The sequence below is a fragment of the Enterococcus sp. DIV0170 genome (assembly GCF_051710765.1).
Classification (GTDB): domain Bacteria; phylum Bacillota; class Bacilli; order Lactobacillales; family Enterococcaceae; genus Enterococcus_A; species Enterococcus_A raffinosus.
Genome location: NZ_JBIOLG010000001.1, coordinates 915146 through 938370, shown reverse-complemented (window position 1 = coordinate 938370; position 23225 = coordinate 915146). Strand labels below are relative to the sequence as shown.

Annotated in this window: 21 protein-coding genes and 1 pseudogene; 6 read left to right on the top strand and 16 right to left on the bottom strand. The window is 40.9% G+C overall.

The annotated features are described in order from the left end of the window. Nucleotides 1-166: 166 nt before the first annotated feature. On the top strand, nucleotides 167-1459 hold the full coding sequence (locus IGI50_RS04485) for a multidrug efflux MFS transporter (protein WP_218257328.1): 1293 nt from the start codon (nucleotides 167-169) through the stop codon (nucleotides 1457-1459). A gap of 78 nt (nucleotides 1460-1537) precedes the next feature. Continuing rightward, nucleotides 1538-1768 carry a hypothetical protein gene (locus IGI50_RS04480; RefSeq protein ID WP_218256878.1) on the top strand — a complete coding sequence of 77 codons (231 nt, stop codon included), beginning with the start codon at nucleotides 1538-1540 and terminating at the stop codon, nucleotides 1766-1768. Nucleotides 1769-1816: 48 nt separating this feature from the next. On the opposite strand, the gene mnmA is transcribed toward IGI50_RS04480, so the two are convergent. Further along, nucleotides 1817-2935 carry a tRNA 2-thiouridine(34) synthase MnmA gene (gene mnmA, locus IGI50_RS04475; RefSeq protein ID WP_218256877.1) on the bottom strand — a complete coding sequence of 373 codons (1119 nt, stop codon included), beginning with the start codon at nucleotides 2933-2935 and terminating at the stop codon, nucleotides 1817-1819. A 183-nt stretch (nucleotides 2936-3118) separates the two neighbouring features. Between mnmA and IGI50_RS04470 the strand changes: the two genes are divergently transcribed. Both IGI50_RS04470 and IGI50_RS04465 read left to right on the top strand, forming a co-directional pair. Beyond that, nucleotides 3119-3493, top strand: coding sequence for a GntR family transcriptional regulator (locus IGI50_RS04470; protein ID WP_438776287.1), 375 nt, complete (start codon nucleotides 3119-3121; stop codon nucleotides 3491-3493). Further along, on the top strand, nucleotides 3493-4869 hold the full coding sequence (locus IGI50_RS04465) for a PH domain-containing protein (RefSeq protein ID WP_438776286.1): 1377 nt from the start codon (nucleotides 3493-3495) through the stop codon (nucleotides 4867-4869). The genes IGI50_RS04470 and IGI50_RS04465 overlap by 1 nt, the downstream gene beginning before the upstream one ends. A 38-nt stretch (nucleotides 4870-4907) precedes the next feature. Here IGI50_RS04465 and lepB read toward each other — a convergent pair. The 3 genes and pseudogenes from lepB to IGI50_RS04450 form a co-directional block, all read right to left on the bottom strand. After that, a pseudogene (lepB, locus tag IGI50_RS04460) lies at nucleotides 4908-5450 on the bottom strand (signal peptidase I). 137 nt (nucleotides 5451-5587) lie between these two features. Next, the gene (locus tag IGI50_RS04455) at nucleotides 5588-6193 is read right to left on the bottom strand and encodes a metallophosphoesterase (RefSeq protein ID WP_010746599.1); all 606 of its coding nucleotides are present in this window, start codon (nucleotides 6191-6193) and stop codon (nucleotides 5588-5590) included. A 116-nt stretch (nucleotides 6194-6309) separates the two neighbouring features. Further along, nucleotides 6310-6954, bottom strand: coding sequence for a hypothetical protein (locus IGI50_RS04450; RefSeq protein WP_010746600.1), 645 nt, complete (start codon nucleotides 6952-6954; stop codon nucleotides 6310-6312). A 414-nt stretch (nucleotides 6955-7368) separates the two neighbouring features. On the opposite strand from IGI50_RS04450, the gene IGI50_RS04445 reads away from it, so the two are divergent. After that, nucleotides 7369-8700, top strand: coding sequence for an ISL3 family transposase (locus tag IGI50_RS04445; RefSeq protein ID WP_438776285.1), 1332 nt, complete (start codon nucleotides 7369-7371; stop codon nucleotides 8698-8700). 145 nt (nucleotides 8701-8845) lie between these two features. Here the strand turns inward: IGI50_RS04445 and IGI50_RS04440 are convergent, their stop codons facing one another. From IGI50_RS04440 to IGI50_RS04420, 5 genes are all read right to left on the bottom strand, one after another. Continuing rightward, a complete protein-coding gene (locus IGI50_RS04440) occupies nucleotides 8846-9166 on the bottom strand; it encodes a hypothetical protein (RefSeq protein WP_218256873.1) in 321 nt (106 codons plus the stop codon). Between the two features lie 61 nt (nucleotides 9167-9227). Beyond that, nucleotides 9228-9575, bottom strand: a complete 348-nt coding sequence (locus tag IGI50_RS04435) for a DUF1831 domain-containing protein (RefSeq protein ID WP_010746603.1) — start codon at nucleotides 9573-9575, stop codon at nucleotides 9228-9230. A 64-nt stretch (nucleotides 9576-9639) separates the two neighbouring features. Next, nucleotides 9640-10785: a cysteine desulfurase family protein gene (locus tag IGI50_RS04430; RefSeq protein WP_438776284.1), complete on the bottom strand. Its 1146-nt coding sequence runs from the start codon at nucleotides 10783-10785 to the stop codon at nucleotides 9640-9642. 61 nt (nucleotides 10786-10846) lie between these two features. Beyond that, nucleotides 10847-11818, bottom strand: a complete 972-nt coding sequence (locus IGI50_RS04425; protein WP_010746605.1) for a ribose-phosphate diphosphokinase — start codon at nucleotides 11816-11818, stop codon at nucleotides 10847-10849. Between the two features lie 135 nt (nucleotides 11819-11953). Then, complete coding sequence (locus tag IGI50_RS04420) at nucleotides 11954-12505, bottom strand: hypothetical protein (protein WP_438776283.1); 552 nt, start codon at nucleotides 12503-12505, stop codon at nucleotides 11954-11956. Nucleotides 12506-12606: 101 nt separating this feature from the next. Here IGI50_RS04420 and IGI50_RS04415 point away from each other — a divergent pair, with 101 nt between their 5' ends. Beyond that, nucleotides 12607-14514 carry a M13 family metallopeptidase gene (locus IGI50_RS04415; protein WP_438776282.1) on the top strand — a complete coding sequence of 636 codons (1908 nt, stop codon included), beginning with the start codon at nucleotides 12607-12609 and terminating at the stop codon, nucleotides 14512-14514. A 195-nt stretch (nucleotides 14515-14709) separates the two neighbouring features. On the opposite strand, the gene IGI50_RS04410 is transcribed toward IGI50_RS04415, so the two are convergent. The 7 genes from IGI50_RS04410 to IGI50_RS04380 form a co-directional block, all read right to left on the bottom strand. After that, nucleotides 14710-15546, bottom strand: coding sequence for an SDR family NAD(P)-dependent oxidoreductase (locus IGI50_RS04410; RefSeq protein ID WP_010746608.1), 837 nt, complete (start codon nucleotides 15544-15546; stop codon nucleotides 14710-14712). A gap of 92 nt (nucleotides 15547-15638) precedes the next feature. Next, a complete protein-coding gene (locus IGI50_RS04405) occupies nucleotides 15639-16256 on the bottom strand; it encodes a hypothetical protein (protein WP_438776281.1) in 618 nt (205 codons plus the stop codon). Between the two features lie 40 nt (nucleotides 16257-16296). Further along, on the bottom strand, nucleotides 16297-18417 hold the full coding sequence (locus IGI50_RS04400; RefSeq protein WP_438776280.1) for a hydantoinase/oxoprolinase family protein: 2121 nt from the start codon (nucleotides 18415-18417) through the stop codon (nucleotides 16297-16299). A 24-nt stretch (nucleotides 18418-18441) separates the two neighbouring features. Further along, on the bottom strand, nucleotides 18442-19770 hold the full coding sequence (locus IGI50_RS04395) for a citrate transporter (RefSeq protein WP_218256866.1): 1329 nt from the start codon (nucleotides 19768-19770) through the stop codon (nucleotides 18442-18444). A gap of 144 nt (nucleotides 19771-19914) precedes the next feature. Further along, nucleotides 19915-21219, bottom strand: a complete 1305-nt coding sequence (locus IGI50_RS04390) for an MFS transporter (protein ID WP_218256865.1) — start codon at nucleotides 21217-21219, stop codon at nucleotides 19915-19917. A 39-nt stretch (nucleotides 21220-21258) separates the two neighbouring features. Further along, nucleotides 21259-22110 (bottom strand): shikimate dehydrogenase, encoded by an 852-nt coding sequence (locus IGI50_RS04385; RefSeq protein WP_218257327.1) that lies wholly within the window; start codon nucleotides 22108-22110, stop codon nucleotides 21259-21261. Nucleotides 22111-22128: 18 nt separating this feature from the next. Beyond that, nucleotides 22129-22983, bottom strand: coding sequence for a sugar phosphate isomerase/epimerase family protein (locus IGI50_RS04380; RefSeq protein WP_218256864.1), 855 nt, complete (start codon nucleotides 22981-22983; stop codon nucleotides 22129-22131). Between the last annotated feature and the right edge of the window lie 242 nt (nucleotides 22984-23225).

The following is a 23225-nucleotide window of genomic DNA, read 5'->3' as shown; positions in this document are numbered from 1 at the left end:
AGTATCATGAAATAAAAATTCAAGAAAAATGTTTCCGGTTGAAACAAGTTCAAGAAAAAAATAGATAACCGCAAGAATTTTGCAGAAAAATATTGCTTTTTTCTTAATTCTATCCTAACACAAAGCGACAGGATTTTATATGGTCCTTAAGAGAGTTATAATGAAAATGTTTTTTGAAAATTTCATAGTTTTGAAAGAAGGCCTTCTCAATTTGAGTAAAATCAAAAGTAAATTATTCCAACCTCGTCCCACTTGGCAAAAGAATCTGATCGTTTTATGGTTCGGTACTTTTATGGCCGGCATTGGTTTTAGTCTGGTCATGCCTTTTATGTCCTTATACATAGATTCATTAGGCCATTATAGTAACCAACAGTTGAATTTCTGGAGCGGAATTACTTTTTCATCCACCTTTTTGATCACTGCGATAGTTTCTCCTTTATGGGGACGCTTAGCCGATCAAAAAGGGCGAAAGCTGATGCTGTTGCGTGCATCCCTTGGTATGGCAATCGTCATTAGTTTAATGGGAACTGTCAGTAATGTCTATCAGCTGATCGGCTTGCGTCTACTTCAAGGCGTCTTTTCCGGCTATATCAGTAACGCAACAGCCTTAGTTGCTACGGGAACCCCTCGCGAAAAGAGTGGTCAGGTACTTGGTACGTTAGCGACCGGTGCAGTAACTGGAAACCTACTTGGCCCACTAGTTGGTGGCGTCACAGCCTCAGTTTTTGGTTATCGTTTAACGTTTTTCATTACCGGCAGTATTCTATTTCTTGTCTTTTTGCTCAGTGTTCTATTCGTTCACGAAGAATTTACTCCGATCGAGAAGAAAGATATGATGCCTGCGAAGGAAATTTTTCACAGCTTGAAGTATCCACATGTCGTCATTGGCATGTTTGTCACCACCTTGATTATCCAAGCGTCGAATAACTCCATCAGTCCGATTATCAGTCTGTATATTCGGCAATTGATGCATAATCATGGCAACGTTACTTTAGTCAGCGGAATCATCGCTTCAATCCCTGGAATCGCCACCTTGATCGCAGCTCCTCGTTTCGGCCGCCTCGGCGATAAGATTGGCAGCGAAAAAGTTTTAGGAATTGGCTTGATTTTTGCGATGTTGGTCTTTTTACCGATGTCCATCGTTACGAATGTTTGGCAACTGGCTTTTTTACGTTTCTTGGTCGGGATCTCCGATGCGTGTCTCTTACCTGCAGTTCAAGCGCTAATTACGAAGTACTCACCCCAAGAAGCAGCCGGGAGAATTTTCAGCTATAATCAGTCCTTTCAAGCGGCCGGAAATGTGGTTGGCCCGATGATTGGTTCAAGCGTTTCATCAATCTTTGGATACCGCGGAGTCTTCATTTCAACCTCCGCTCTTGTTTTGACCAATTACCTATTGGTTCATCGCAACACGAAGGAAATCGCTGAAAAATATCATCAAACACAGCATACGCACTAATGTCCAAGACATATTAATGGCAACTTTTTCGTTAGTTTTTTATACTAATAAGTGATTCTAATGAAAGAAGTGAACAACATGCTTGAAGGCCAATTAAAGTTTTTAGACTTTTTCCTAAACAGTACGATTGAAGGAAAAGAAGACGAGGCAAAGGAAATCTTAGTAAAGAGTTTCGCAGATCAAGAAACAGAGGCACTAAGTCTTGAAGAATTCAAAAAGCTCCAAGAAAAGCTTTTTCCTCTGATCAAACCAGAGAAACTAAACGAAGTAAAAGTTGCAATGGCACATTTTGCTCAAAGTCTTGCATAAAAAAAGTCATCGTCGAAAATCGACGATGACTTTTTTTGATCTTATCTATTAAATATATTGTAACTCTTTTGTTTCTTGATACGCGTGATCAATCAGACCGCCGCCTAAGCATTCCATACCGTCGTAGAAAACAACAGCCTGTCCTGGTGTAATCGCACGAACAGGATCATCAAAGATCACTTCTGCTCGGTCGTCTTCCAATAAACGAACTGTTACCGGTACATCTTGCTGACGATAACGGAACTTCGCTGTACATTTGAATTCTTTTGGTCGGTCTTCGTTAGTGGTGAAGTGAATTTCACTAGCATCTAAACTAGTAGCATACAGTGCTTCATGATGGAAACCTTGACCGACATATAAGGTGTTCGTAGATAGATCCTTTCCTACGACAAACCATGGATCGTTGGTTTTTCCACCGCCGCCGATACCAAGACCTTGGCGCTGACCAATTGTATAGTACATCAAACCATCATGTGTTCCTTTTTCTTCACCATCTAAAGTGACCATCTTCCCTTTTTTAGCAGGTAGATAATTGCTTAAGAATTGCTTGAAATTCTTTTCACCGATGAAGCAGACGCCCGTTGAATCTTTTTTCTTAGCAGTGGCTAAACCAGCTCGTTCTGCGATTGCGCGAACTTCTGGTTTTTGCATGCCGCCAAGTGGAAACATCGTCTTCGCTAACTGTTCTTGTGACAATTGACTCAAGAAATAGGTTTGGTCTTTATTATTATCCACACCACGCAGCATATGGACAACCCCATTTTCGTCTTTTTCAACTTGGGCATAATGTCCTGTTGCTACATAATCCGCACCTAATTCCATCGCGTAATCTAAGAAAGCCTTGAATTTGATTTCCTTGTTACACATCACATCAGGATTAGGTGTGCGGCCTGCACGGTATTCCGCCAAGAAATATTCAAAGACACGATCCCAATATTCCTTTTCGAAGTTGACAGAATAATAAGGAATTCCGATTTGGGCAGCGACTTTCGCCACGTCCTTATAATCTTCTGTCGCGGTACAAACACCGTTTTCATCAGTGTCGTCCCAATTTTTCATAAAAATGCCGACTACATCATAGCCTTGTTCCTTTAACAACAAAGCAGTTACTGATGAATCGACGCCGCCGCTCATTCCTACGACGACTCGTGTGTTGCTGTTAGACACAGTATCACCATCATTTCAATATAGATTCCGAAAACTCTACGATTTGAAGGTCGCAACTTTTCAGTATGACGAATTATACAACATAAATCTTAAATTTTCGATAGATAATTCTTTGAGAATCGATTTTTATTGATCTTTTGTATCGTTTGTATTAATATAAATAATACAAAGGAGGACGAGAAAATGATTTTAGAAATTGATTCCCATTCTGAAGAGCCCATTTACTTACAATTACGAAAACAGATCATTATCGGTATTGCTCGCGGCGAATTAAAGCCGAATGAGCAGTTGCCGACCGTCCGGCAATTTGCGGATGAGCTTGGTGTGAATACGATGACTGTCTCTAAGGGTTATCAACAACTGCGAGAAGAAGGCTATCTGATCACTGATCGACGAAAAGGAACCTTAGTCGCTCCGCTGCCTGTCACTTCTAAGGCAACAAGCGAAGAAAATTTGACTTTACTATTGGCAGAACTTTACTTGTCTGAGCCTAACGAAAAAGCGGTTCAGGAAAAAGTTCACAGAATTTTGACAAGCTTCAGAAAGGACGATGCCTGATGTTCTCTCCTCTTATTTTGGGTATATTAATTTTTTGCAACTTTATCATGGCTTTTACCAATTCAATAGCGGCTAAACCGCATAACTATGTCATCGTGGAAAATACATTTCCCGCAGATAAAATCGACGATCCAAAAGTTCTTTCTTTTAGAAAAAAATATCGGAAGCGCCAATTTCAACTGGCTTCTATCCTGACTATACTAGATTTGAGTTTACTTATTCCTATGAAGGATTCGATCTTCATGATGCTATTCTTCGTTCTTATATATATAACGATTGGCGCAGGCTATCTGTTGCAAATTCGCTACATCCGCAAGGGGCATCAATTAATTATAGAGAACAACTGGCAACTGACCGAACAACCGATTCAAATAAACACAGCACTAGTCATCGAAAAAAATCGCAAACTTGTCTCTCCTTGGTGGTTTGCGGTCTCATTGGGACTCTTGCTTCTCTTGACGTTTGTCCTTCATAATCAAGGAATGGAAAGCTTGACTTGGGTCCTATTCATCACCTGTGGCCTTACCGTGGCTTTATTTGCTATCGGTTGGTGGGCTATTGGTCGATTACCGGTACGCGCATTAACAGATGATCAAACGATTAATCGTCAATACAATGACCTGACAAAATTCTATTGGTCAGCCTTTATGGCGGCGACAAGCTTCTTTGTAAATCTGGTCATCTATCTTCCATTATTGACGGTGAATCTCAGTGATCGCTTCTTTGAGGTTTTAATGATCAGCGAATTTTTACTGATTTTTCTTTTCTGCGGTCTTACCTTCTGGTGGCTGTTTCGGTTACGAAACAAGCAGGATCAATTACTGACACAAACACCCAGTTTTCGCTATACTGGCGATGATTATTACTGGCGCTATGGCATTTATTACAACCCAGATGACAGACGGCTAATGATTCCTGATCGCATCGGGTTGAATATTACGATCAACTTGGCACGTGTAGGGGGGAAAATTTTTATCGGATTGATTCCGATTATATTGATTGCTGCTATGCTGATCGTAGTAGTTCCTTTATATGTGCTAGACTATCATCCTGATCCGTTAACCTATGAAGTAAAACAAGAAAGCGTCCTACTAGACGGTCCGTACTATCGTGAACAAAAAATTTCGTTCCAGGATATAGAAAAAGTGTCCCTAATTGAGCAGCTCCCTCCCACAGGAATGAAAATCAATGGGCTTGCAACGGAGAACTACGCCATCGGCAGCTTTAAAGTCGGCGGAAAATCCGCAACGCTTTTTGTGGATCATCAATCGAAACCCATCTTAAAAATCACAACGAAAAAAAGAGATTACTATTATACTAATACTGATTCCGCTGTAACAAAGCAGGCTTACCAAAGCATTCAAACACGTAAGTAACAGAAAACGCCCTCTTCAATTTTTGAGAGGGCGTTCATTTATTCTACAGTACCCATTCGATTGATGGGCCAAAAGACAAATTTAACATTGGTTAGAATGTCCTTTTGATTAATCATCCCAATGATTCGTCCATCCTTGGAGATCCGACGATTATCTCCTAAAACAAAGAGCTGCCCATCAGGAACCTTCTAGTTGCCAAATAAGCTCTGCAAGTCAAAATCATAGGTCAGCGGCTGCCCATCAGTTAAGTTCCCTTTGTACTCATCCAAATAGGGCTCATCGTATTTCTTTCCATTGATGTAGAGCTGATCATTTTTGTAAGCAACCGTATCTCCTGGCAGACCGATCACCCGTTTAACATATTCTCTTCCCAGATCATCTGGTGCTGGAAAGGTCACGACATCAAAACGTTCGATCTTGGCATGCTTTAAACCAAACATCCGCTCACCATCATTCAATGTTGGCTTCATGGAATCTCCAATCGCCTCAACAGGTGTAAATACATAGTGACGCAAGGCAAGCACCGCTCCAATCATCACAACATATAAAAGAATTGTTTTGACTACTTCTTTTATTTTCACTTTTTCGCCTCCTTATAAACATCTCTGTTATCGCTTACTTCCACTGTACCACAGAGGCATGCCTATGAGAACGGCAAATTGGATTTTGCCATAAGATCAATGAGCGCAGAAAAAAGAAAGGAACAAACTGTCCCTTTCTACTTCAACTTCTTAATTTCCGCTTCTTTGTAATCAGCAATCTCATCAATCAAATTTTCAGAAATCGGTGTACCAAAAGGTAAAGAGGTCTTGAGAAATCCACGTTCCGGCGCATCGACACCCACATTGATATCTTCTGCAATCGGCATACTGTAGTTATGGATGTGCCCGTGCAGGTTTCGAATATTCAATGTCTTCCCTAAAAGCATTGGGTAATGAGTCAAATAGTACTGATGATGATTAAATTTAACGATCGCACCTACATCATGAAATTCAAACTTGTCTTCTCCATTGGGAAGCTTCGGATCATGGGAAGCTAAATATCGGAAAAAGGTGCGAGAATCATGGTTTCCCTTGATAAAAACAATCTTGCCTTTTAATTGAACCAATTGGTTTAAAATATCTCTAAAGCCTCTTTCATATTGCGGATGCATCGCTACATCTCCCAAATGATAAACCGTATCCTTTTCATTTACGACAGCATTCCACGCATCGATCATTTGCTGATTCATCTCTTCCACCGAATCAAATAAACGTGGCGCAAAATCGTTGTCACCTAAAAGATTCTCGTGAAAATAGTGTGTATCTGATATAAAATATTTCATTCTCATCACCTACAAACGAATTCTGATTCTTATCTTTATTTTACCATCTCTTCTAAAAAAAAGCCCACTTGTCATCATTGCCTAGTCAGAGATTCTCGTGAAAAAAGGCTACCACTTTAAAACTGGTAGCCTTGCTTTTGTAAAAGCGTTTGATATTTTAATTTAATAATCGAAATGACTGCTTCTAGTTGCGTTAAATCTTCTACTTTCGTTGCATCGAATTCCTTTGTGCGCTTAAAGGATTTTCCTGTATCAATCAAATGGAAGATTTGATTCCACTTTTCGAATTCGGATAGATTTGTGATGTTGGCGATTGGAAATGCCGCGCCGTCACAAATTTCCCATAAACGGAAGATTAAAAAGGCCGTATCGATCACTTCAAATTTTTTTCTTTTCTTACTGCAGGCAACAATCACTTTTTCAGGATTGTATTCCAAGTACCAATCTAAGAGAATAAAAAAAGCTTCCCAACGATAGCTATCGCGGAACATTTTTTGCGTGTCGGGCATATCACGAAATATCAACGGAACCAAGTAGTTCTTCTTATATTTCCAACAAGGAATCCCGTCTATAAAGTAATCAACGTAACGGGTCAAATAACTGTTTCCCTCGTAATCACTAATATAATAATCCTCTACACCATATTTTTGGAACTCTTTCGTCAGATGGGCACAGTCTTCAATGGAGACGGTCAGCCCTGACAAGAGACGGAAATCAGAAATAATTTTGTGATGCTCGATTGTATGTATCTTGTGAACCAACTTCTCACCTTCGTTTCCAACAAATTTCTTAGTATCAGTGTACCATAATCTTTAAAGATTTAAGCTTTTAAGTACCAAAAATATTTAGAAAAAAAGGTGAATATAGAAAAATAGAAAGCGTATTATAATCTGATATCCGTGAATTTAATGGAGTAATCGAAAAAGAACGATTATTTCTAAACTAAAAATAACAACTGTTTTCAGAGAATGCAACTCAAAAAAAGTGTCCAAAAGTTTGTTCATCACAACTTTTGGACACCCTAAGAAGCCTTCTCTTTTCAGGCTCTATAATATCTAGTGTTGGTGACACCTTCTGTTGCCAACACTTTTTCTTTTTTTCTAATAAACGCAAACAGACACCTTGAAATCCTTTAGAATAAAGTCGACGAAAACCATTCAAAGGAGTGTTTCAAGATGTCCTATTCAGAGTTTACCAAAGAGTTACTAGATATTCTAGACCTAAATCTTACCTTTCATGAGAATGCCTTTCGCAAAGAGCGAATCAATGACGAGACCTGTTTTGTTTTTGATGGCACATTAACCTATCGACCAGAGGAATGCTTTCATTGCCGCTATGAAAATGATCAAACAATCATTAAATGGGGCTGGAAGAAAGTCTCTATCTTATTAAATGACGTCAGTAACTACAAGACGATTCTGCGGATAAACAAGCAACGCTTTAAGTGTAAACACTGTGGAAAAACTTTTTTAGCCGAAGATTCGGTTAGTGATCGTCACTGCTCCATTGCCCGCAGAGTCAAACAAGCCGTTCTCGAACTATTAAGTGAGCCTCTTTCTATGTCCTTGATCGCACGCATGAAACACGTTTCTCCAACAACGGTTATTCGGATCCTTCGCAGCCTTCGGCCTAAAACCATTTCTTTGAACCAGCCACTGCCAGAAGTGTTGTGTTTTGATGAATTCAAATCAGTGAAAAATGTCTCGGGTGCTATGAGCTTTGTCATGATGGATGGCAAAACCCATCAACTGATCGACATTGTGGAAAATCGTCAACTCGATCCTTTACGCGACTATTTCTTGCGTTATCCCAGAAAGGTACGGGAACAAGTACGTCTAGTAGTTTCAGATTTCTATACACCCTATCGTACATTGGTGAAAGATTGTTTTCCGAATGCCCGAATCGTCGCCGATCGCTTTCATATCAGTCAACACATTGGCCGAGCATTTACCAATCACCGAATTCAGATAATGAAGTCCTTTAGAAAAGGCGACAGTCGATCAAAACATTTAAAGAAATACTGGAAACTGCTTCAGAAGAATGCGTGGGAATTGAAGGGGAGACACCGCTACTGGCGACCTTCTTTTCGGGCACATCTAACGGAAGCAGAAATCGTTGATCGCCTGTTGTCTTACGATGACTCCTTAAAGCAAGGCTACGAAGTCTATCAGCACTTTCTGTCCGCTATCAGAAGACGAGATGTTCCTGATTTCACGAAGCTTTTAAAGGAAAATTACAAAGAGTTACCAGAACACTACCAACCAGTGATTACGACCTTCAAAAAGTACCAAACAGAAATTAAACGCGCGTTGCGGGTTCCCTATTCCAACGGGCCACTGGAATGTTTAAACAACCATATCAAAGTACTAAAACGAATGGCCTATGGCTTTAGAAACTTCCAAAACTACCGAGAACGAATCTTTTTGTATCGCGGAAAGTATTTCAAGAAAACTACCCAAATGAACAAGACCAGAACGACAACACGGCTAGACAAAAGAGCTGCCTAGCCGTGTGAATGACTTGATTATTCTATTGAATTTCTTCACCAACACTCATTGACGAAGAGCCTCTTTTCAATATTCACATGATTCTTCTTACTTCATTAAAAACGCTACTTGTACAGGAATAGCAACTGATGACTCCCCTTGCTGTTTAAGCTTCGACGATCTTTTTCTTGATTCCTTCAAAATCGTTCTCCAAAACCTCGTTTCCCGACACCCATACAACCTTCGCATCTTTTGCTCGTTCTGCGTAAAGTGCTCTATTTGATCTAGGGATAACGATGACATCTGCCTGTGGGAGCTCCTCTGAAAAATCATCACTGATAAATTCAACCGTCCAATCGGGCGCTAGTATTTGTCTTATCCCTCTTTGAAATTTAAAGGGATGCATCAACGCAATCATTCCATTGGGCGAGCCAACAGTTTGCTGACGGTTATTAAATGACCATATCCAAATCACTTTCCTACTCATTCGCTTCAGTCCTTTTTTGTTTTGCTAATAAAAAACAGACCTCATTCATTAAATCTCACAATTAAACTTCTTCTTTTACAAAGAGCCCACGATCGATCATACCGTCCATCAGAAAGTAAAATTTTTCTTGAACCATTTCTTGCTTCGAATCTTTAAAGATATCTACTGCTTTTAAGCCATTTGCCGTTGTTACCGACATTTTCATCGTATGGATATCTTTTGATACCGTAATTTTTAGTTTGAAGCCTTCTTTGCTTTGTGGTGTTGCCTGTAAAGGACGAACCAATTGGAAGTTACCAGAACTTGTTTCTGTAAAGCCATTGTCTCGCAGTGTATAGCGTTTAGCCGTTGGTGCTAACGCGTATTGATATTTTGATCCCTTAATCGTCGCTTTTTCTGTAAATGCCATTTACTCACCTCATCGTTTTTTTCTTTCACTCTTAATTATAAAGATAAGCATGAGCCATTTCAATCTACTTTGTTAGTTCTTGTAAACTAGCAACGAGCTGTTCAGCAAAATAGTCCACTTGCTCCATGGTATTTCCGTAGCCAAAACTTACACGTAGTGATTCCTTTACTTCCTGAGCGTTCTTTCCGTACATGGCTTCTAATACATGGGAAGGATCGATCGTTCCTGCTGTACAAGCAGAACCAGTTGAGACGGCAATGCCTCGTAAATCCAGCTTCATCAACAACAAATCATTGATAATTCCCTTGAAACGAAGATTCAGTACATGAGGCAGCTTATTGTTCAAATCGCCATTCACCTGATAGTCGACTCCTGCTTGATCCAAGGTAGTTAAAATTTTATGAGTGAATTGATCATACAGCGCACGCCGTTTTTCTCGTTCTTCTTCAGTCAGTAATTCAACCGCCTTAGCCATACCGCAAATCCCGGCCAAGTTTTCCGTTCCCGCACGACGTTTCTCCTCTTGTTCGCCGCCTCGAAGCAATGGAGGTAACTTGGCATCATCGCTTTTGTACAAGAAGCCAACTCCCTTTGGCCCATTGATCTTATGGGCGGAGATACTCAAAAAATCAATCCCTAATTCATGAGGACGAATGAATTGATTGCCATAAGCTTGAACCGCATCCGTATGGAAATACGCCGGATGCTCCTTCAACCGTTCTCCGATTTCTTTGATAGGCATCAAATTCCCGATCTCATTATTGCCATACATGATGGAAACTAAGATCGTATCTGGCCGCAAACTGGCGTCAAAATCGGCTAAGGAGATGTTGCCTTTGCGATCTACTGGCAAATAGGTCACGTCAAACCCTTGCGTCTCTAAATACTTCATCGTATTAATTACCGCAGGATGTTCAATCTGAGTAGTGATCAAATGCCGTCCTTCTGCTTGTCGGCCAAAAGCAGTCTCTAAAATAGCCGTGTTATCTCCTTCTGTTCCGCCGCTGTTAAAGATGATCTCATGATATTTCACACCGAGACTCTTGCCGATCACCTCTCGCGCCATTTCCAATTTTCCGGCAGCCTGTCGGCCAAAAGAATGAACACTTGATGGATTACCAAAAGTATCCGCCATGATTTCTGTCATCGTCGCGATGACTTCTGGATGCATAGGGCTTGTCGCCGCATGATCTAAATATATATTTTCCACAAACTTTTAAACCTCTCTTCATAGTCAGTGCTTCGACAAAAAAAGGGCTTAATGCCCTTTTTTATTCGAAATCTTTTTGTTCCATCGTAAACAATGGGCTGACTGATTCATTTTGATGGATACGTTTGACTGCTTCTCCCATCAGCACAGAACAACTAATAATGGATAATTTTTCTGGATGGCGTTCTGGATCAGTCAAGACAGAATCTGTAATACAGATGTCCTTGATGTCCGCGGCATCTAAATTCTCTTTTGCTGGAGGTGATAGTAGTCCATGAGAGGCGCAGGCAACCACTTCTTTAGCGCCAGCTTTCTTCAATGTTTTTGACGCATTGGAGAAAACCTCCCCTGTATTCAGGATATCATCCACCATGATACAGCAGCGACCTTCGACATCACCGATAACGTAACCAGATTCAGGATTTCCCTCTTCTGCAACATCCACGATCGCGATGGCAGTATCCAAATACTCCGCTAGACTGCGGGCACGCTGAACACCACTATTTTTTGGAGAAACAACAACATAATCATCCCCAACCATTCCACGGCGACGATAATAATGCGCGAACAATGGCATCGTAAACAAATTATCAACTGGAATATCAAAGAATCCTTGGACCTGCACAGTGTGTAAATCAAGAGTCAAGACTCTTGTTGCCCCTGCGTCTGAAAGTAAATTCGCAATCAATTTTGCTGTGATCGGCTCATGCGGCTTTGCTGTACGATCCTGTCTGGCATACCCATAGTAAGGCAAGACAACATTGATTGTTTTCGCACTTGCTCGTTTTAACGCATCGATCATGATCAATAATTCTAAATAATAATCATTCACCGGCTCATTGGTTGATTGGATCAAATAAACATCGAATCCGCGAACTGTCTCTTCCAAATTAATAGCGATTTCTCCATCACTAAACTGCTTGACAGTACTTTTCCCTAATGGCACGCCACAGACATCGGCGATTTTTTCAGCCAATGGTTTATTTCCATTTAGGCTAAAAATTTTAAACTTTTCATTACTTTCTTCTGACATGGTGTCCCTCCAAGTATTTTTGTACCACCAGTTTAACATATTTTGAGTTATTTGATGTAGATTTTACTTTTTGTTTAGGCGGATAAATACGATGATTTGAAAAATTTGATCTGACATCTCTAATAAAATCCGCGGTCAGCTTCTTTGTGCCACCAAAGATATCGTGCCGTTTCCCCATTCAGCAGGAATTACTGCATCACTTTTACCCCAATTGTCGTGGATTTTATAAAATTTTTGTCCGTCCGAGGTTTCCATGAAGCCATGAACGACTACCCAATGATTTTTATAGCTGCTGCCAAACAGCTGCAAGAGTCCGATCATCACAGGCTCTCCCTTCAAAATGCGTTTGGTCACACGCTGCCAAGACCCCGCCACTGTTCCGCGAGCACGATAAGAAATTCGATAGCGGCGAAAAAAGCGATTTAAACCTAAAGAAATCTGTAGCGGTACAGTTGGAAAATCGATCGGCTGCAACAAAGGCTGCAGCGCTTGAATCAGCGCTTCATTTTGTTCATTCTCTTTTTTTCTTAACCCATTCGGCAAAATACGGTCATCTATTTGATCTTGCCAATAGGCTAAAAGAACACTACTGGCATAGGTTCCGCATAAAAAACCGCGCGGTGTTTTCCAATCACGGTAAGGTTCAAAGCTGTTTAGCTCTATCCATTGATCCATAGGATAATTCATTTTTGCCACCTCCGAATCATTTTCTTTTGTGTATCTTCTTAAGTTATATCATAATGGATAGTAGCTAAAAGAACTAGAAAAAAAGGATGGAGGAATCTATTTTGAACAAAGCATTAATCAAAGAAGATCTATATGAAGCGGTTAATGGCGAATGGATCAAGGAAGCGACGATCCCAGCAGACAAACCAGCAACCGGCGGGTTCCAGGACCTTGTAGATGGCATTGATGAGCTATTAATGGCAGATACCAAAAAAATGAGTGAGGACGCTTCACTCATTCCCAATGATTTGATGAAAGAATACATTGCCTATTATCGACTAGCCAATGATTATCAAAAACGGGATCAAGATGGCGCATCACCCATGCTCCCTTTATTGAAACGCGTGGAAGATGTAAAGGACCTTACGGAGCTCGAACAGCAATTAACCAGTTGGGTGCTGGACGGACTGCCTTTACCCTTTGGCGTTGACGTAGATGCGGACATGAAAAATACAAAAATCAATGCTTTATTTGCCGGAGCTCCTAGCTTGATCTTACCGGATAAAACTTATTACGAGGCGGAACATCCACAAGCGCCACAATTGCTGGCCGTCTTTAAAGAAATGACAATGAAGCTTTTTGAACTTGCAGGCTATGAAACAGCTGTCGCAGAACAAATCACAGATGAAGCACTGCAATACGACAAATTGTTGGCTCCTCACGTAAAAAGTGCAGAGGAAAATGCCGACTACAGTAAAATGTACAATCCTGAAAGCGGCGACGCCTTCATTAAGCATAGCCAGCATTTAGATTTGAAAAAGCTATTGACTGGATTAGTCGGTGAGGTTCCCGAAAAAATCATCGTGACTGAACCTGCTTATTTTGACAAGCTAGATGAATTAGTGAATCCAACCACCTTCCAACCGATGAAAAGCTGGATGTTAGTGATGACGATCAATGCCTTGACGGCTTATCTCAGCGAGGAATTTCGTCAAGTCGGCGGCATCTACAGCCGCACACTTTCTGGCGCCACTGAAGCCCGTTCACAAGAAAAAGCAGCGTTCTATTTGGCTTCCGGCCGCTTCGACCAAATCGTCGGCGACTACTACGGAAAGAAATACTTCGGCGAACAGGCAAAAAAAGACGTGGAACAAATGGTTCAACGAATGGTCGGCATTTATCAAGAGCGTCTAAACAATAATACTTGGTTAAGTCAGGCAACTCGTGAAAAAGCCATCGTTAAGTTAGGTACATTAGGTATCCATGTTGGATATCCAGAAAAGATCCCACCAATCTATACACAATTTAAAGTGACACCAGCAGAAAAAGGCGGCACTCTTTTAGGTAATGCGCTGCACTTCAGTCATCTTAAACGGAAAGAAGACTATGCTAAATGGAATCAACCTGTTGAACGGGATGAATGGGAAATGAGTGCAGATACAGTGAATGCTTATTACCACCCATTCCGCAATATCATTGTTTTTCCAGCAGCGATTCTTCAAGCGCCATTTTACAGCCTAGAGCAATCCAGCAGTGCAAATTTCGGCGGCATCGGTGCGGTAATTGCTCACGAAATCTCTCACGCTTTTGACAACAATGGCTCACTCTTTGACGAATATGGGAACTTGAACAATTGGTGGACAGCAGAAGATCAGCAACACTTCCAAGAACTAGCTGATCAAATGATCGCTGAATTTGACGGTCTAGAAATTGCCGGTGGAAAAGTAAATGGCAAGCTGACGGTCTCAGAAAACATCGCCGATGCGGGTGGCTTGAGCTGTGCACTTGAAGCTGCTAAAAAGGACAAAGACGTTGACCTCGAAGGCTTCTTTATTAATTGGGTAACCATTTGGCGCATGAAGGCGCGCCAAGAATACACACAACTACTTTTATCAATTGATGTGCATGCGCCAAATAAATTACGGGCCAACGTTCAAGTGAAGAATTTGGCAGATTTTTACCAAACCTTTGATGTCCAACCAACAGATGCGATGTATTTAGCACCAGAAAAACGGGTAAGTATTTGGTAATCTCTTTTACTTAAAACAATAAGTTCGAAGAAAGCACTCCCTGTTTTCTTCGAACTTTTTTAGTTATGGAGATTAGCAATTGATTATATTTTCTAAGATTTCTCGTTAGGATACCTAGTTAAATCAACCGCAGGTATTTCTTTAAACCGCATAAAAAAGAACCCTGACAAATATTGTCAAGGCTCTGGCGATGTATTAAGCTTTTGGTTTCTTTGAATCAATAGCGTATTGACGGCGACCGCCTGGTTTTGGTACAAGATCACCGATCATATTCCCGAAGCCGCCTTCCACACGTAATTCGTGACCGTTCGTATAATCTGAACGCTTACTCGCAAGGTATAATACCGCATTCGCGATGTCTTGTACTTCACCGATGCGGCGGTTGGCAGTCATTCTTCTTCTGCCTTCTTCCACCTCCGCGTCTTCATAGAATTTCGTTGATAACGGTGTTTTTACGAAGCATGGCAATACACAGTTGCTACGTACACCATATTGTCCCCATTCACCGGCGATCATCTTAGACAGCATGTTCACACCCGCTTTACTTGGGCTGTATGCGCCTGAGTAAGTTTCCGGTGCAATCGAAGCGATCGTAGAAATGTGGACCATCCGACCGGATTGCTGCTCGATCATCACACGACCAATTCGTTGTGAAACTAAGAAATACCCATTCAAGTTCACATCAATTGTACGCTTCCACTCATCCAACGCTAAGTCCTCTAATGGACTGAAGGTCAAGATAGCTGCTGTTTGAACCAACACATCAATTCTTCCAAAATCTTCTTTTACCGTTTTCGCTAATGCGTCTACCTGCTCTTCAACTGTTGAATTGCAGGCATAACCTTTCGCCTGAACGCCATATTTTTTAGCTAACTCTTTCGCATAGCTTTCAGTCGCTTCTTCATTTAAGTCGACTAAAGCTAAGTTTGCCTTTTGCTCCGCGAAGTCATTCGCGATTTTGCGTCCCATTCCACCTAAAGCTCCCGTGATTACGACCACGTCGCCTGCTAAATCTAACCATGATTTTTCCATTATTTCCGCTCCTTAAAGGTTTTCTTTCTTTAAATATACTGAATCCTATCAATGGATACTAATTCTTTTTTTCAATCAATCTATAGCCTTGTTCAATCAATCATCAGCAATTGCTTTGCTAGCTCCTGACTGTAATCAGGAGCGACTGGATAAAGCAAAAGTGCATTTAATAAAATTGGCGAAAAGTTCAAATCTAATAACTCTTTTGCAAAGCTTGTCGCCGCGATTTCACTCAAGGAATGTACACGTGCCTGGCGTTTAAATGGCCCCGTTTGATAGGTCAACTGCTTTTGCGTCGTATAGGATTCCTGTTGATTTTCCAGATAATGATAGAGCTCGTGGGCTAATAAAATCTCCTCCACTCGCCGATCCTTCAAAAATTCCTGCTCCGCTAAAAAGGTTTCTGCTTCTCTCAGCAGGCTTTGATTGATTCGAATCCGATTAGGTAATTGAAACTCTGCTAATACAAAACGAAAGTTTTCCGCTTTTATTTCCTCTTCAAAATACTCAATCTCTATGGACTCTTGTTGGCAAAAGGCCCATAAATCTGTCGAAGTAAATTCGCTAGCAGTCTCTCTGCCACATGCTATTGCTTTATTTAACAAATCCCAGCGTTGAGTTTCAGGAATTTTTTTGTACAGATGATCTTGTGATAATAAATACTCCGCATATTTTTCATCTTTCTGATCCAATAAAGCACAAAAATTCATAAACAACGCCCTTTCTGATTTCTAGTTTCCTATCCCCTTGCTAAATATAACGGTTTGCGGCAATAATAATTATCTCATCGGTTCCCATAATTTCGCTCATCTCAATTTCCATTAACATGGTTAATTGAGAGAAATCGGTACTTGAAAAATCTAACAATCGTGGACCAACACAGAAATAGTAATCTGGTCGGATAATCAGATCACTCTGATAATTCGCCATGCTTTCCCACAGCTGATTAACGACCTCAAAATAACTTTGAATCGTTGTTTTAACTACTTCAGCGTGTTCACGTTGCACACGAATAAATCCTTTTTTATCAATGACACGAATCCCATTACCTTTTTTCGTACTGGTTCCATAAATATTAAAATAATCAGTTGAGTTCAATAGTTTGATCTGTTCAGACGGCAAACGAAAATCCTGAACAGCAATTTCTCTAGCTTCTGCTTCTGTAGCTGCACTTTGCAGCTCTGTAGCTTGTGCCGCAGTAGACCCGGAGGCGCGAGCTGTTATTTTTTGCGTCTGAGGATCGATTTCAATATGAACTTCAACGCTGTCTTCCGTCGCTCCACTTTCAATTGCCATATCGGTGACTTCCTGTTTAATTGCCTGAATGTCCTGCTTCGTCGGACTAGGAACAATCCGCTCAACAACATCTTGGACCGCGGCTAAAGCCACACCAATAGAAGAAATCACCTCAGCATTTTCCGGAATTTTATAATTCAATTCCATTCGCTCTGCCGCAAACTTAATCAGCGATGCAACGCCACCGCCAACACCGACTAGCGTCATTTGATTCTTTTCTAGCTGATACTTTTTAGCCAACGAACGAATAACAGGTTCAATCTTCTCGACCGCTTTTGCTAAAATTTGACGAGCAACATCCTCTACCGTAGTATTCAAATACTCCGCTAACGGCGTCATTGCCTTTCTTGCGGAATCCACATTCCCATATGAGAAATCTTCCTCCGTAACATACCCTAAAACATTGGCCGCACAGGAATTAGTAATCGTAATACACTTTCCACTCGCAAGTCTTATGGCTACATAATCTGCCGGATCTCCCTCTTTTGGTGAGTAAAGCTCCAGTTTTGGATCAATGATTTCTTCTTCAGGTGTATACACAGCGTATTCTAACCCCGCGATATGAGCGCTCCGGGGGCCGACATCCTTCACACCATTCTTGTTCACTCGGATCATACTTCCGCCAGCTACTCCTAATACTCGCACATCCAATGAGTTTACATAGGTTTTATGGCCTGATATTTCTGAATAATCAATGACCGGGCGACCATTTTTAATAACTCCTAGATTCGTTGAGGTTCCACCAACTTCAAAATAAATACCATTTGAAGTCCGTAAATACATTAAAGCCCCCATAACACTAGCGGCAGGACCCGATAGCATCGTTAAGACCGGACGTTTCTTCATTTCAACAACATCCATTAGCCCGCCATCCCCTCGCATGATCATTAGAGGAACATCTACACCAGAAGAACGGACACTTTCTTCAGTAGAATTAGCCGTCTCCAGCATCTTTGGCAGAATAGAAGCATTGATCGTTGCGGTACGCGTCCTTCGTGATAAACCATAGAGCTTGGTCATTTCTGAGGCTAAAGTCACTGGTATATTTTTTCTTCTAGCTACCTCAGCAATCTGTTCTTCCAAACATAGATTATCCACGCCGAATGCTGCTGATGCGACAAGCACATCAATGCCTTCTTTTACCAATTCATCAATTACTGTTTCGATTTCTTCTTCTGTAATATTTTTTTGTGAAATATAACGTGAAACCACGCGGATACTTCTACCAGTTCCTAAATCAATATCCTTTAGATTGGTTTGAGGACGCGCCAACCAACCTTCAATTCCTGCTTTGGCTGTACTAATAATCCCGATTTTTGCAACATCGCCTTCTAACAAAGCATTGGTCGCCTGAGTAGTACTGTGAGCAACAAAGACGACTTCTTCCGGTGCAATATCAAACTCCGCTAAACATTTTAAAAAGGAATTGACCACACCTTCAGCTACTCCTTGCTCGCTGTCATGGGTTGTTTTTACCGAAGATTTCCCGATAATTTCTTGGGTATCATTGTCGATTGCTACCGCTTTTGTATGGGTTCCACCGACATCGATCCCGATTCGAACACGTCGTTTCATGTTTGAGACACTCCTTTTTTAAATCTATAGCGGATTATTGAGGAAAAAGTTCGCGATTTCTAAAACTAACGCGACTGTTGTTCCAGGAATCAGCGCGACTTTCATATAATCTACCGCATTGATCCGATTAAAGCCCAATCCCCATGCATTCCATGAAATCGTAATATCAAAGTGAGCCATGCCAATCAAGACAGACGCAAATAAAGGATACAAAAAGGTCGTTGGAAAATTTGTCGTTTGACTCACCACAGCAAGCAGAGCCGCTCCTGAACCAATCAATGAAAGCGGTCCTTTGAACCAAGTCAATGGAGCCAAAATTCCAAAGGCAATACATAAAATTAACGGTGAAGACGGAATCCAGCTGCCAATAATTTCTTGAAAATAAGGTGCCGCGTAAACTGCCGCATCATTGAACATCGCCAAGGTGATCCAAAAAGCAATCAACGCTGACATATCCTTTACCCCTTCAGTAAATATCCGTGAGATCGTCCGACACACTTCACGAAAGTTCCCCGTCAATCCACCGCAAACACCCAGCCCATACAAGCTCGCTAAAATAAAACACAAAATCACAGGCAACTTAAATACAATCACCCCAACGACAGGCAAAAAAGGGGTAATGAGTGAGATACCGGGTGCATCTACCACTTCACTTTGCTTCACTGCTGCCCAAGAATACGTGAGATTTTCCATTTTCAAATAAACCATTGACGCTAATGAGACTACTGTAATCATCACCACAAAAGCCAAAATACCAAAAGGAAAATAGTCGTTATAGGTGTATTCTTGACCGCCGTTTGAATTTAAAAAGAAGGCGGAATATTGCCCAAAATTAATCGGGTTCAAAAAAATGCCCGCTGCGACTGAACCAGTAAAGGAGAAAAAGCCGACAACCTTTGGGATACCGATTGAAAACAGGATTGGTAAAACAATAACTGCAATCGCAATCACTGAGCCGCCTCCCGTCATTGATGTAAAAATAAACCCACTGATGATATTGACGATCGCTAAAATTACCGCTGGATTATCTCCTCCCAGCTCAACACTTTTTCGAATGATTGTGGCTGCAATACCAGTATCTAGTAAAATCCGCCCAAAAAAAGCGCCTAAGAAAATATTCATAACAGAAGCACCATATTTTTCTGGTGCCGTTTGATACACTTGTCCCAGCATATCGTGAACAGTCAATCCATCAAATGCCGCATTCGGTGATAGCAAGTTTCCAATAATTGGTAAAAATGTCCAAATCGTTGCCATAATGAAAAAACCGATCATTAAGTTATGACCTTTTATACAATAGATGACCATCCCTGCAAAGGAACAGATTAACAATAACCCAATTAAAATATTCATGGGTACCTCCTTCAAACCCTGAGTCTCTGCTTTCATAATTGACTATTGAAAAAACATTCACATGTTTATTCATAATATGAAAACAAGGAGGAGACTGATTCTCTAAAAATCAGTCCTTCCTCCGTAAGTATTATTCAATTCCTGTTAATCCTTCAGCTTCTCAAAAGCACTATAGCCAAAAATCTTTTTGTGCTGTAGAACAAGATAGCTCATCATAACGATTGAGATGACACCAAACATTAACAATAAGCCCATCATGATATACACCGCTTGGGCTTCACCTACTGATTTAGTCATGTAAGCGACAAAGTATGGTAAAGCCACACTGGCGATACTCATCCAAGTATAATAGATTCCTGTATTTCTACCTTTTCTACCTGGTGAGAACATTTGGCGAACACTTAGTCCAGCTTGCAACGCACCACCTGCTGCGAAGAATCCCAGACAAGCGATACTGATATAGATCACCGTAATATTATGAATAAGCAACACTGCAACCAAAGGAATCGTTGTAAAGATTGCATCGATGAACAATACCTTCACCGGATTCCATCTTAATTTACCCATCATAAAGGCCCAGAAAAGAACAGCAATAATAGACCCAATCGTATAAACAGACGTCAGACTCGCTGCCTGCATTTCTGTCATGCCGGCATTGCTCAAACCATATGCCTTTGTATATTGTTGGCCACCGTACATAATGAACATACAAACAAAACCGTAAAACATCGTAGTAAAATTAACCAGCTTGTTTGGTTGAACCAGCATCTTCGCTTTTGCTTCATCAATTTCTTTTTGAACCAAATCTTCTGAAGACTCTAACGCTTCCTCTACGGAAGAATCACTTTTCGCTTTTTTACTAGCCTTCATATCATCATCATAAGCAAATGGGCAAAGAATCGACATAATCACACAAATAAGTGCCAATACTCCCGGTACGATGATACTCATAGAGTTTTGTCCAGCTTCTGCAAAACGAACAACCATTAATGGGAAGATTACCCCAGCGATGGAGACAAATAATTTAATTCCTAATAGGGCCGAAGCCGCATATTTAGGTGTCGCTTCTTGTGCTGCCGGATACAACGCCGCATCCCACATCCCTGAGTTAGCGATCCCAACAATGAACGCCGCAACATAGGCGATATACACGTTAGTTGACAGTAATAAAACGACGAAGAACAGAAGATATAGCACAGAGCCTCCGACAGCCAACACTTTCCGACCAACCTTGTCTGAAATTTCTCCACCGATCCAAACAGAGATCAGCTTCCCGAAACCTGTAAACGTGATCGCCATTGAAACGGCTGCCGCCCCAGCGGTAGCATCTGTATATCCCCATTTGTCAAAAAAGTATGAGGCATTTTGACTCAGGCTCAGTGTCTGCATTCCGTGAGTAAAATAGGCCAAATATACAAAAATCAGTGACGGTAAATATTTCTTTCTCATATAATAATTAACTCCTACTCGTTTATTTAGCTCCAACTGCTATTTTTCTTTTGTTGGAAGTGCCTGTCCAGTAAAAATTTCAAAGGCAGCTTTTCCTTGCCCTAACAGCATTCCTTCACCAGTCACGGTGTCACAACCTTTTTCTCTAGCATCTTTGATCAGCTGTGTTACTGGAGGATTATATACCGCGTCTGCTACCACTAGTTTTTCATGAAGCATACTCGTATCACTGATTGGTGTTCTCGTTGAACCTTCACCCATTCCAACAGTCGTACCATTCACTAATACGTCTGCTTCAGCGATTTTTTGTTTCAATAATTCCGCATCTCCCAAATCATGGATGGCAACCGCTAAATCTGGATAGAATTTTTTGATTCGTTCTACTGTTTCTTCACCCTTCACAAAGAAGTCATCCTTGATATTGAAGATATCAATAGCAGCCGCTTCTTCGATCGCTAATTGAACCTGGATCGCTGTCGCCGCACCGCCAGTCCCTAAAACGACAAATTTCTTTCCTTTAGGATCCACATTATTCGCTTTCAGATTATCAACAAAACCAATACCATCTGTGATGTGTCCGGTTAATTTTCCATCCTTATTTTGGAAGGTATTAATCGCACCGACCATTTGAGCAGCAGGAGATAACTCATCCATGTATTTCGCCGCTTCGCCCTTACAAGGCATCGTCACGTTTCCCCCAGGCATATTGAAAGTACGAACAGACTGTATTGCCTTTTCAACTTCGTCGATTTGCACATCGAACGCAAGATAAACAGCATCAATCCCTAATTGTTCAAATCCATAATTGTACATCGCTGGTGATCCTGAATGTCCTACTGGACTACCGATCAATCCATATAATTGTGTTTTACCTGATACGCCTTCTAACATATTTTTATCCATCCTTTTTTAATCTTCTAGTAGTTCTGGCCAAGCTTGCTTGATAACATCTATACTTGTTTCATAGTTCATTTGAGCTGATTTTTCATATCCTAAGCTTAAGATTGGATCAGAGATCACTTCGGTACCAATCACACGAGGTTTGATGCCGTGTTCTTTGATTGCTTTCAAGAAGCCAACGGTATCTCCCCAGCCTGTTCCCGGGCAAAGACGATCATGCATGGATTCATCACGTAAAATCGTATCTGGGTAGCGGCGTTCTAATACGTCACAGATTTGAACAGAGACCACTTTTTCTGCTGGAACTTCTTTTAAATCTTCCGCTAATGTTTCCGCTCGTGCCCAATGCCATGTATCTAGGATCAGCATGCCGTTGTCACAACCCGCGCCCTTGACAATATTCCAAGCACTCGCTAAATCTGGAACACCACTATACGGCATAAATTCCAAACCAATCACTAATTCCTTCGCCCGTGCGCACAATTCCTTGAAGGCCTGAATATGAACTTCTGCTGGATATTTTTCCATCAAACCACAGTTGATATGGCCTACGCCAAACAAACGAGCCATATGATAAACGGTTTGTTCTTTGAATTGCTGCAATAGCGTTTCTGGTGTTTCTTGCGTTTTATTTGGATCCGCCCATAAGGTGATATACTCTACTTCCGTCACCTTCATGTCGTTTTCTTCTAAAATTTCTAACATGCGTTCGTCAGAATAGCCTTGCTTGATAGCTAACATATACGTTTCAGCACGAAGACCAATGCCATCAAAGCCTGCTGCTTTCGCAATTTTCACCCGTTCTTCAAAGTCAATTTCCATACCCAAAGTATACGAACTGATCGTTAATGGTACTTTTTTCATTTCTTGCTCTCCTCCTAAATCGTCTCTCAGTTATTCAAAAGTTATTTCTTTCACATGCTAGGCTGCAGTCCCTTAATAAATGAAAGCTTTTTTGATGTGAAAACTATAGGGTCCATAATGTATCTGCTTTCACAATCAAATCTTGTTTTCATTTTAACGTGAGAATTTTTAAAATTCTAATTGGTTTTTCTCGAACAATCTATAGGTAAAACATATAGGTTTTGCTATACTTATAGAAAAGC

Bases quoted from the DNA above. Each gene is read 5' to 3' on its own strand.
- IGI50_RS04485 (WP_218257328.1), top strand. From the start codon at position 167: ATGTTTTTTGAAAATTTCATAGTTTTGAAAGAAGGCCTTCTCAATTTG.
- IGI50_RS04480 (WP_218256878.1), top strand. From the start codon at position 1,538: ATGCTTGAAGGCCAATTAAAGTTTTTAGACTTTTTCCTAAACAGTACG.
- IGI50_RS04470 (WP_438776287.1), top strand. From the start codon at position 3,119: ATGATTTTAGAAATTGATTCCCATTCTGAAGAGCCCATTTACTTACAA.
- IGI50_RS04465 (WP_438776286.1), top strand. From the start codon at position 3,493: ATGTTCTCTCCTCTTATTTTGGGTATATTAATTTTTTGCAACTTTATC.
- IGI50_RS04455 (WP_010746599.1), bottom strand. From the start codon at position 6,193: ATGAAATATTTTATATCAGATACACACTATTTTCACGAGAATCTTTTA.
- IGI50_RS04445 (WP_438776285.1), top strand. From the start codon at position 7,369: ATGTCCTATTCAGAGTTTACCAAAGAGTTACTAGATATTCTAGACCTA.
- IGI50_RS04440 (WP_218256873.1), bottom strand. From the start codon at position 9,166: ATGAGTAGGAAAGTGATTTGGATATGGTCATTTAATAACCGTCAGCAA.
- IGI50_RS04435 (WP_010746603.1), bottom strand. From the start codon at position 9,575: ATGGCATTTACAGAAAAAGCGACGATTAAGGGATCAAAATATCAATAC.
- IGI50_RS04425 (WP_010746605.1), bottom strand. From the start codon at position 11,818: ATGTCAGAAGAAAGTAATGAAAAGTTTAAAATTTTTAGCCTAAATGGA.
- IGI50_RS04420 (WP_438776283.1), bottom strand. From the start codon at position 12,505: ATGAATTATCCTATGGATCAATGGATAGAGCTAAACAGCTTTGAACCT.
- IGI50_RS04410 (WP_010746608.1), bottom strand. From the start codon at position 15,546: ATGGAAAAATCATGGTTAGATTTAGCAGGCGACGTGGTCGTAATCACG.
- IGI50_RS04405 (WP_438776281.1), bottom strand. From the start codon at position 16,256: ATGAATTTTTGTGCTTTATTGGATCAGAAAGATGAAAAATATGCGGAG.
- IGI50_RS04400 (WP_438776280.1), bottom strand. From the start codon at position 18,417: ATGAAACGACGTGTTCGAATCGGGATCGATGTCGGTGGAACCCATACA.
- IGI50_RS04395 (WP_218256866.1), bottom strand. From the start codon at position 19,770: ATGAATATTTTAATTGGGTTATTGTTAATCTGTTCCTTTGCAGGGATG.
- IGI50_RS04390 (WP_218256865.1), bottom strand. From the start codon at position 21,219: ATGAGAAAGAAATATTTACCGTCACTGATTTTTGTATATTTGGCCTAT.
- IGI50_RS04385 (WP_218257327.1), bottom strand. From the start codon at position 22,110: ATGTTAGAAGGCGTATCAGGTAAAACACAATTATATGGATTGATCGGT.
- IGI50_RS04380 (WP_218256864.1), bottom strand. From the start codon at position 22,983: ATGAAAAAAGTACCATTAACGATCAGTTCGTATACTTTGGGTATGGAA.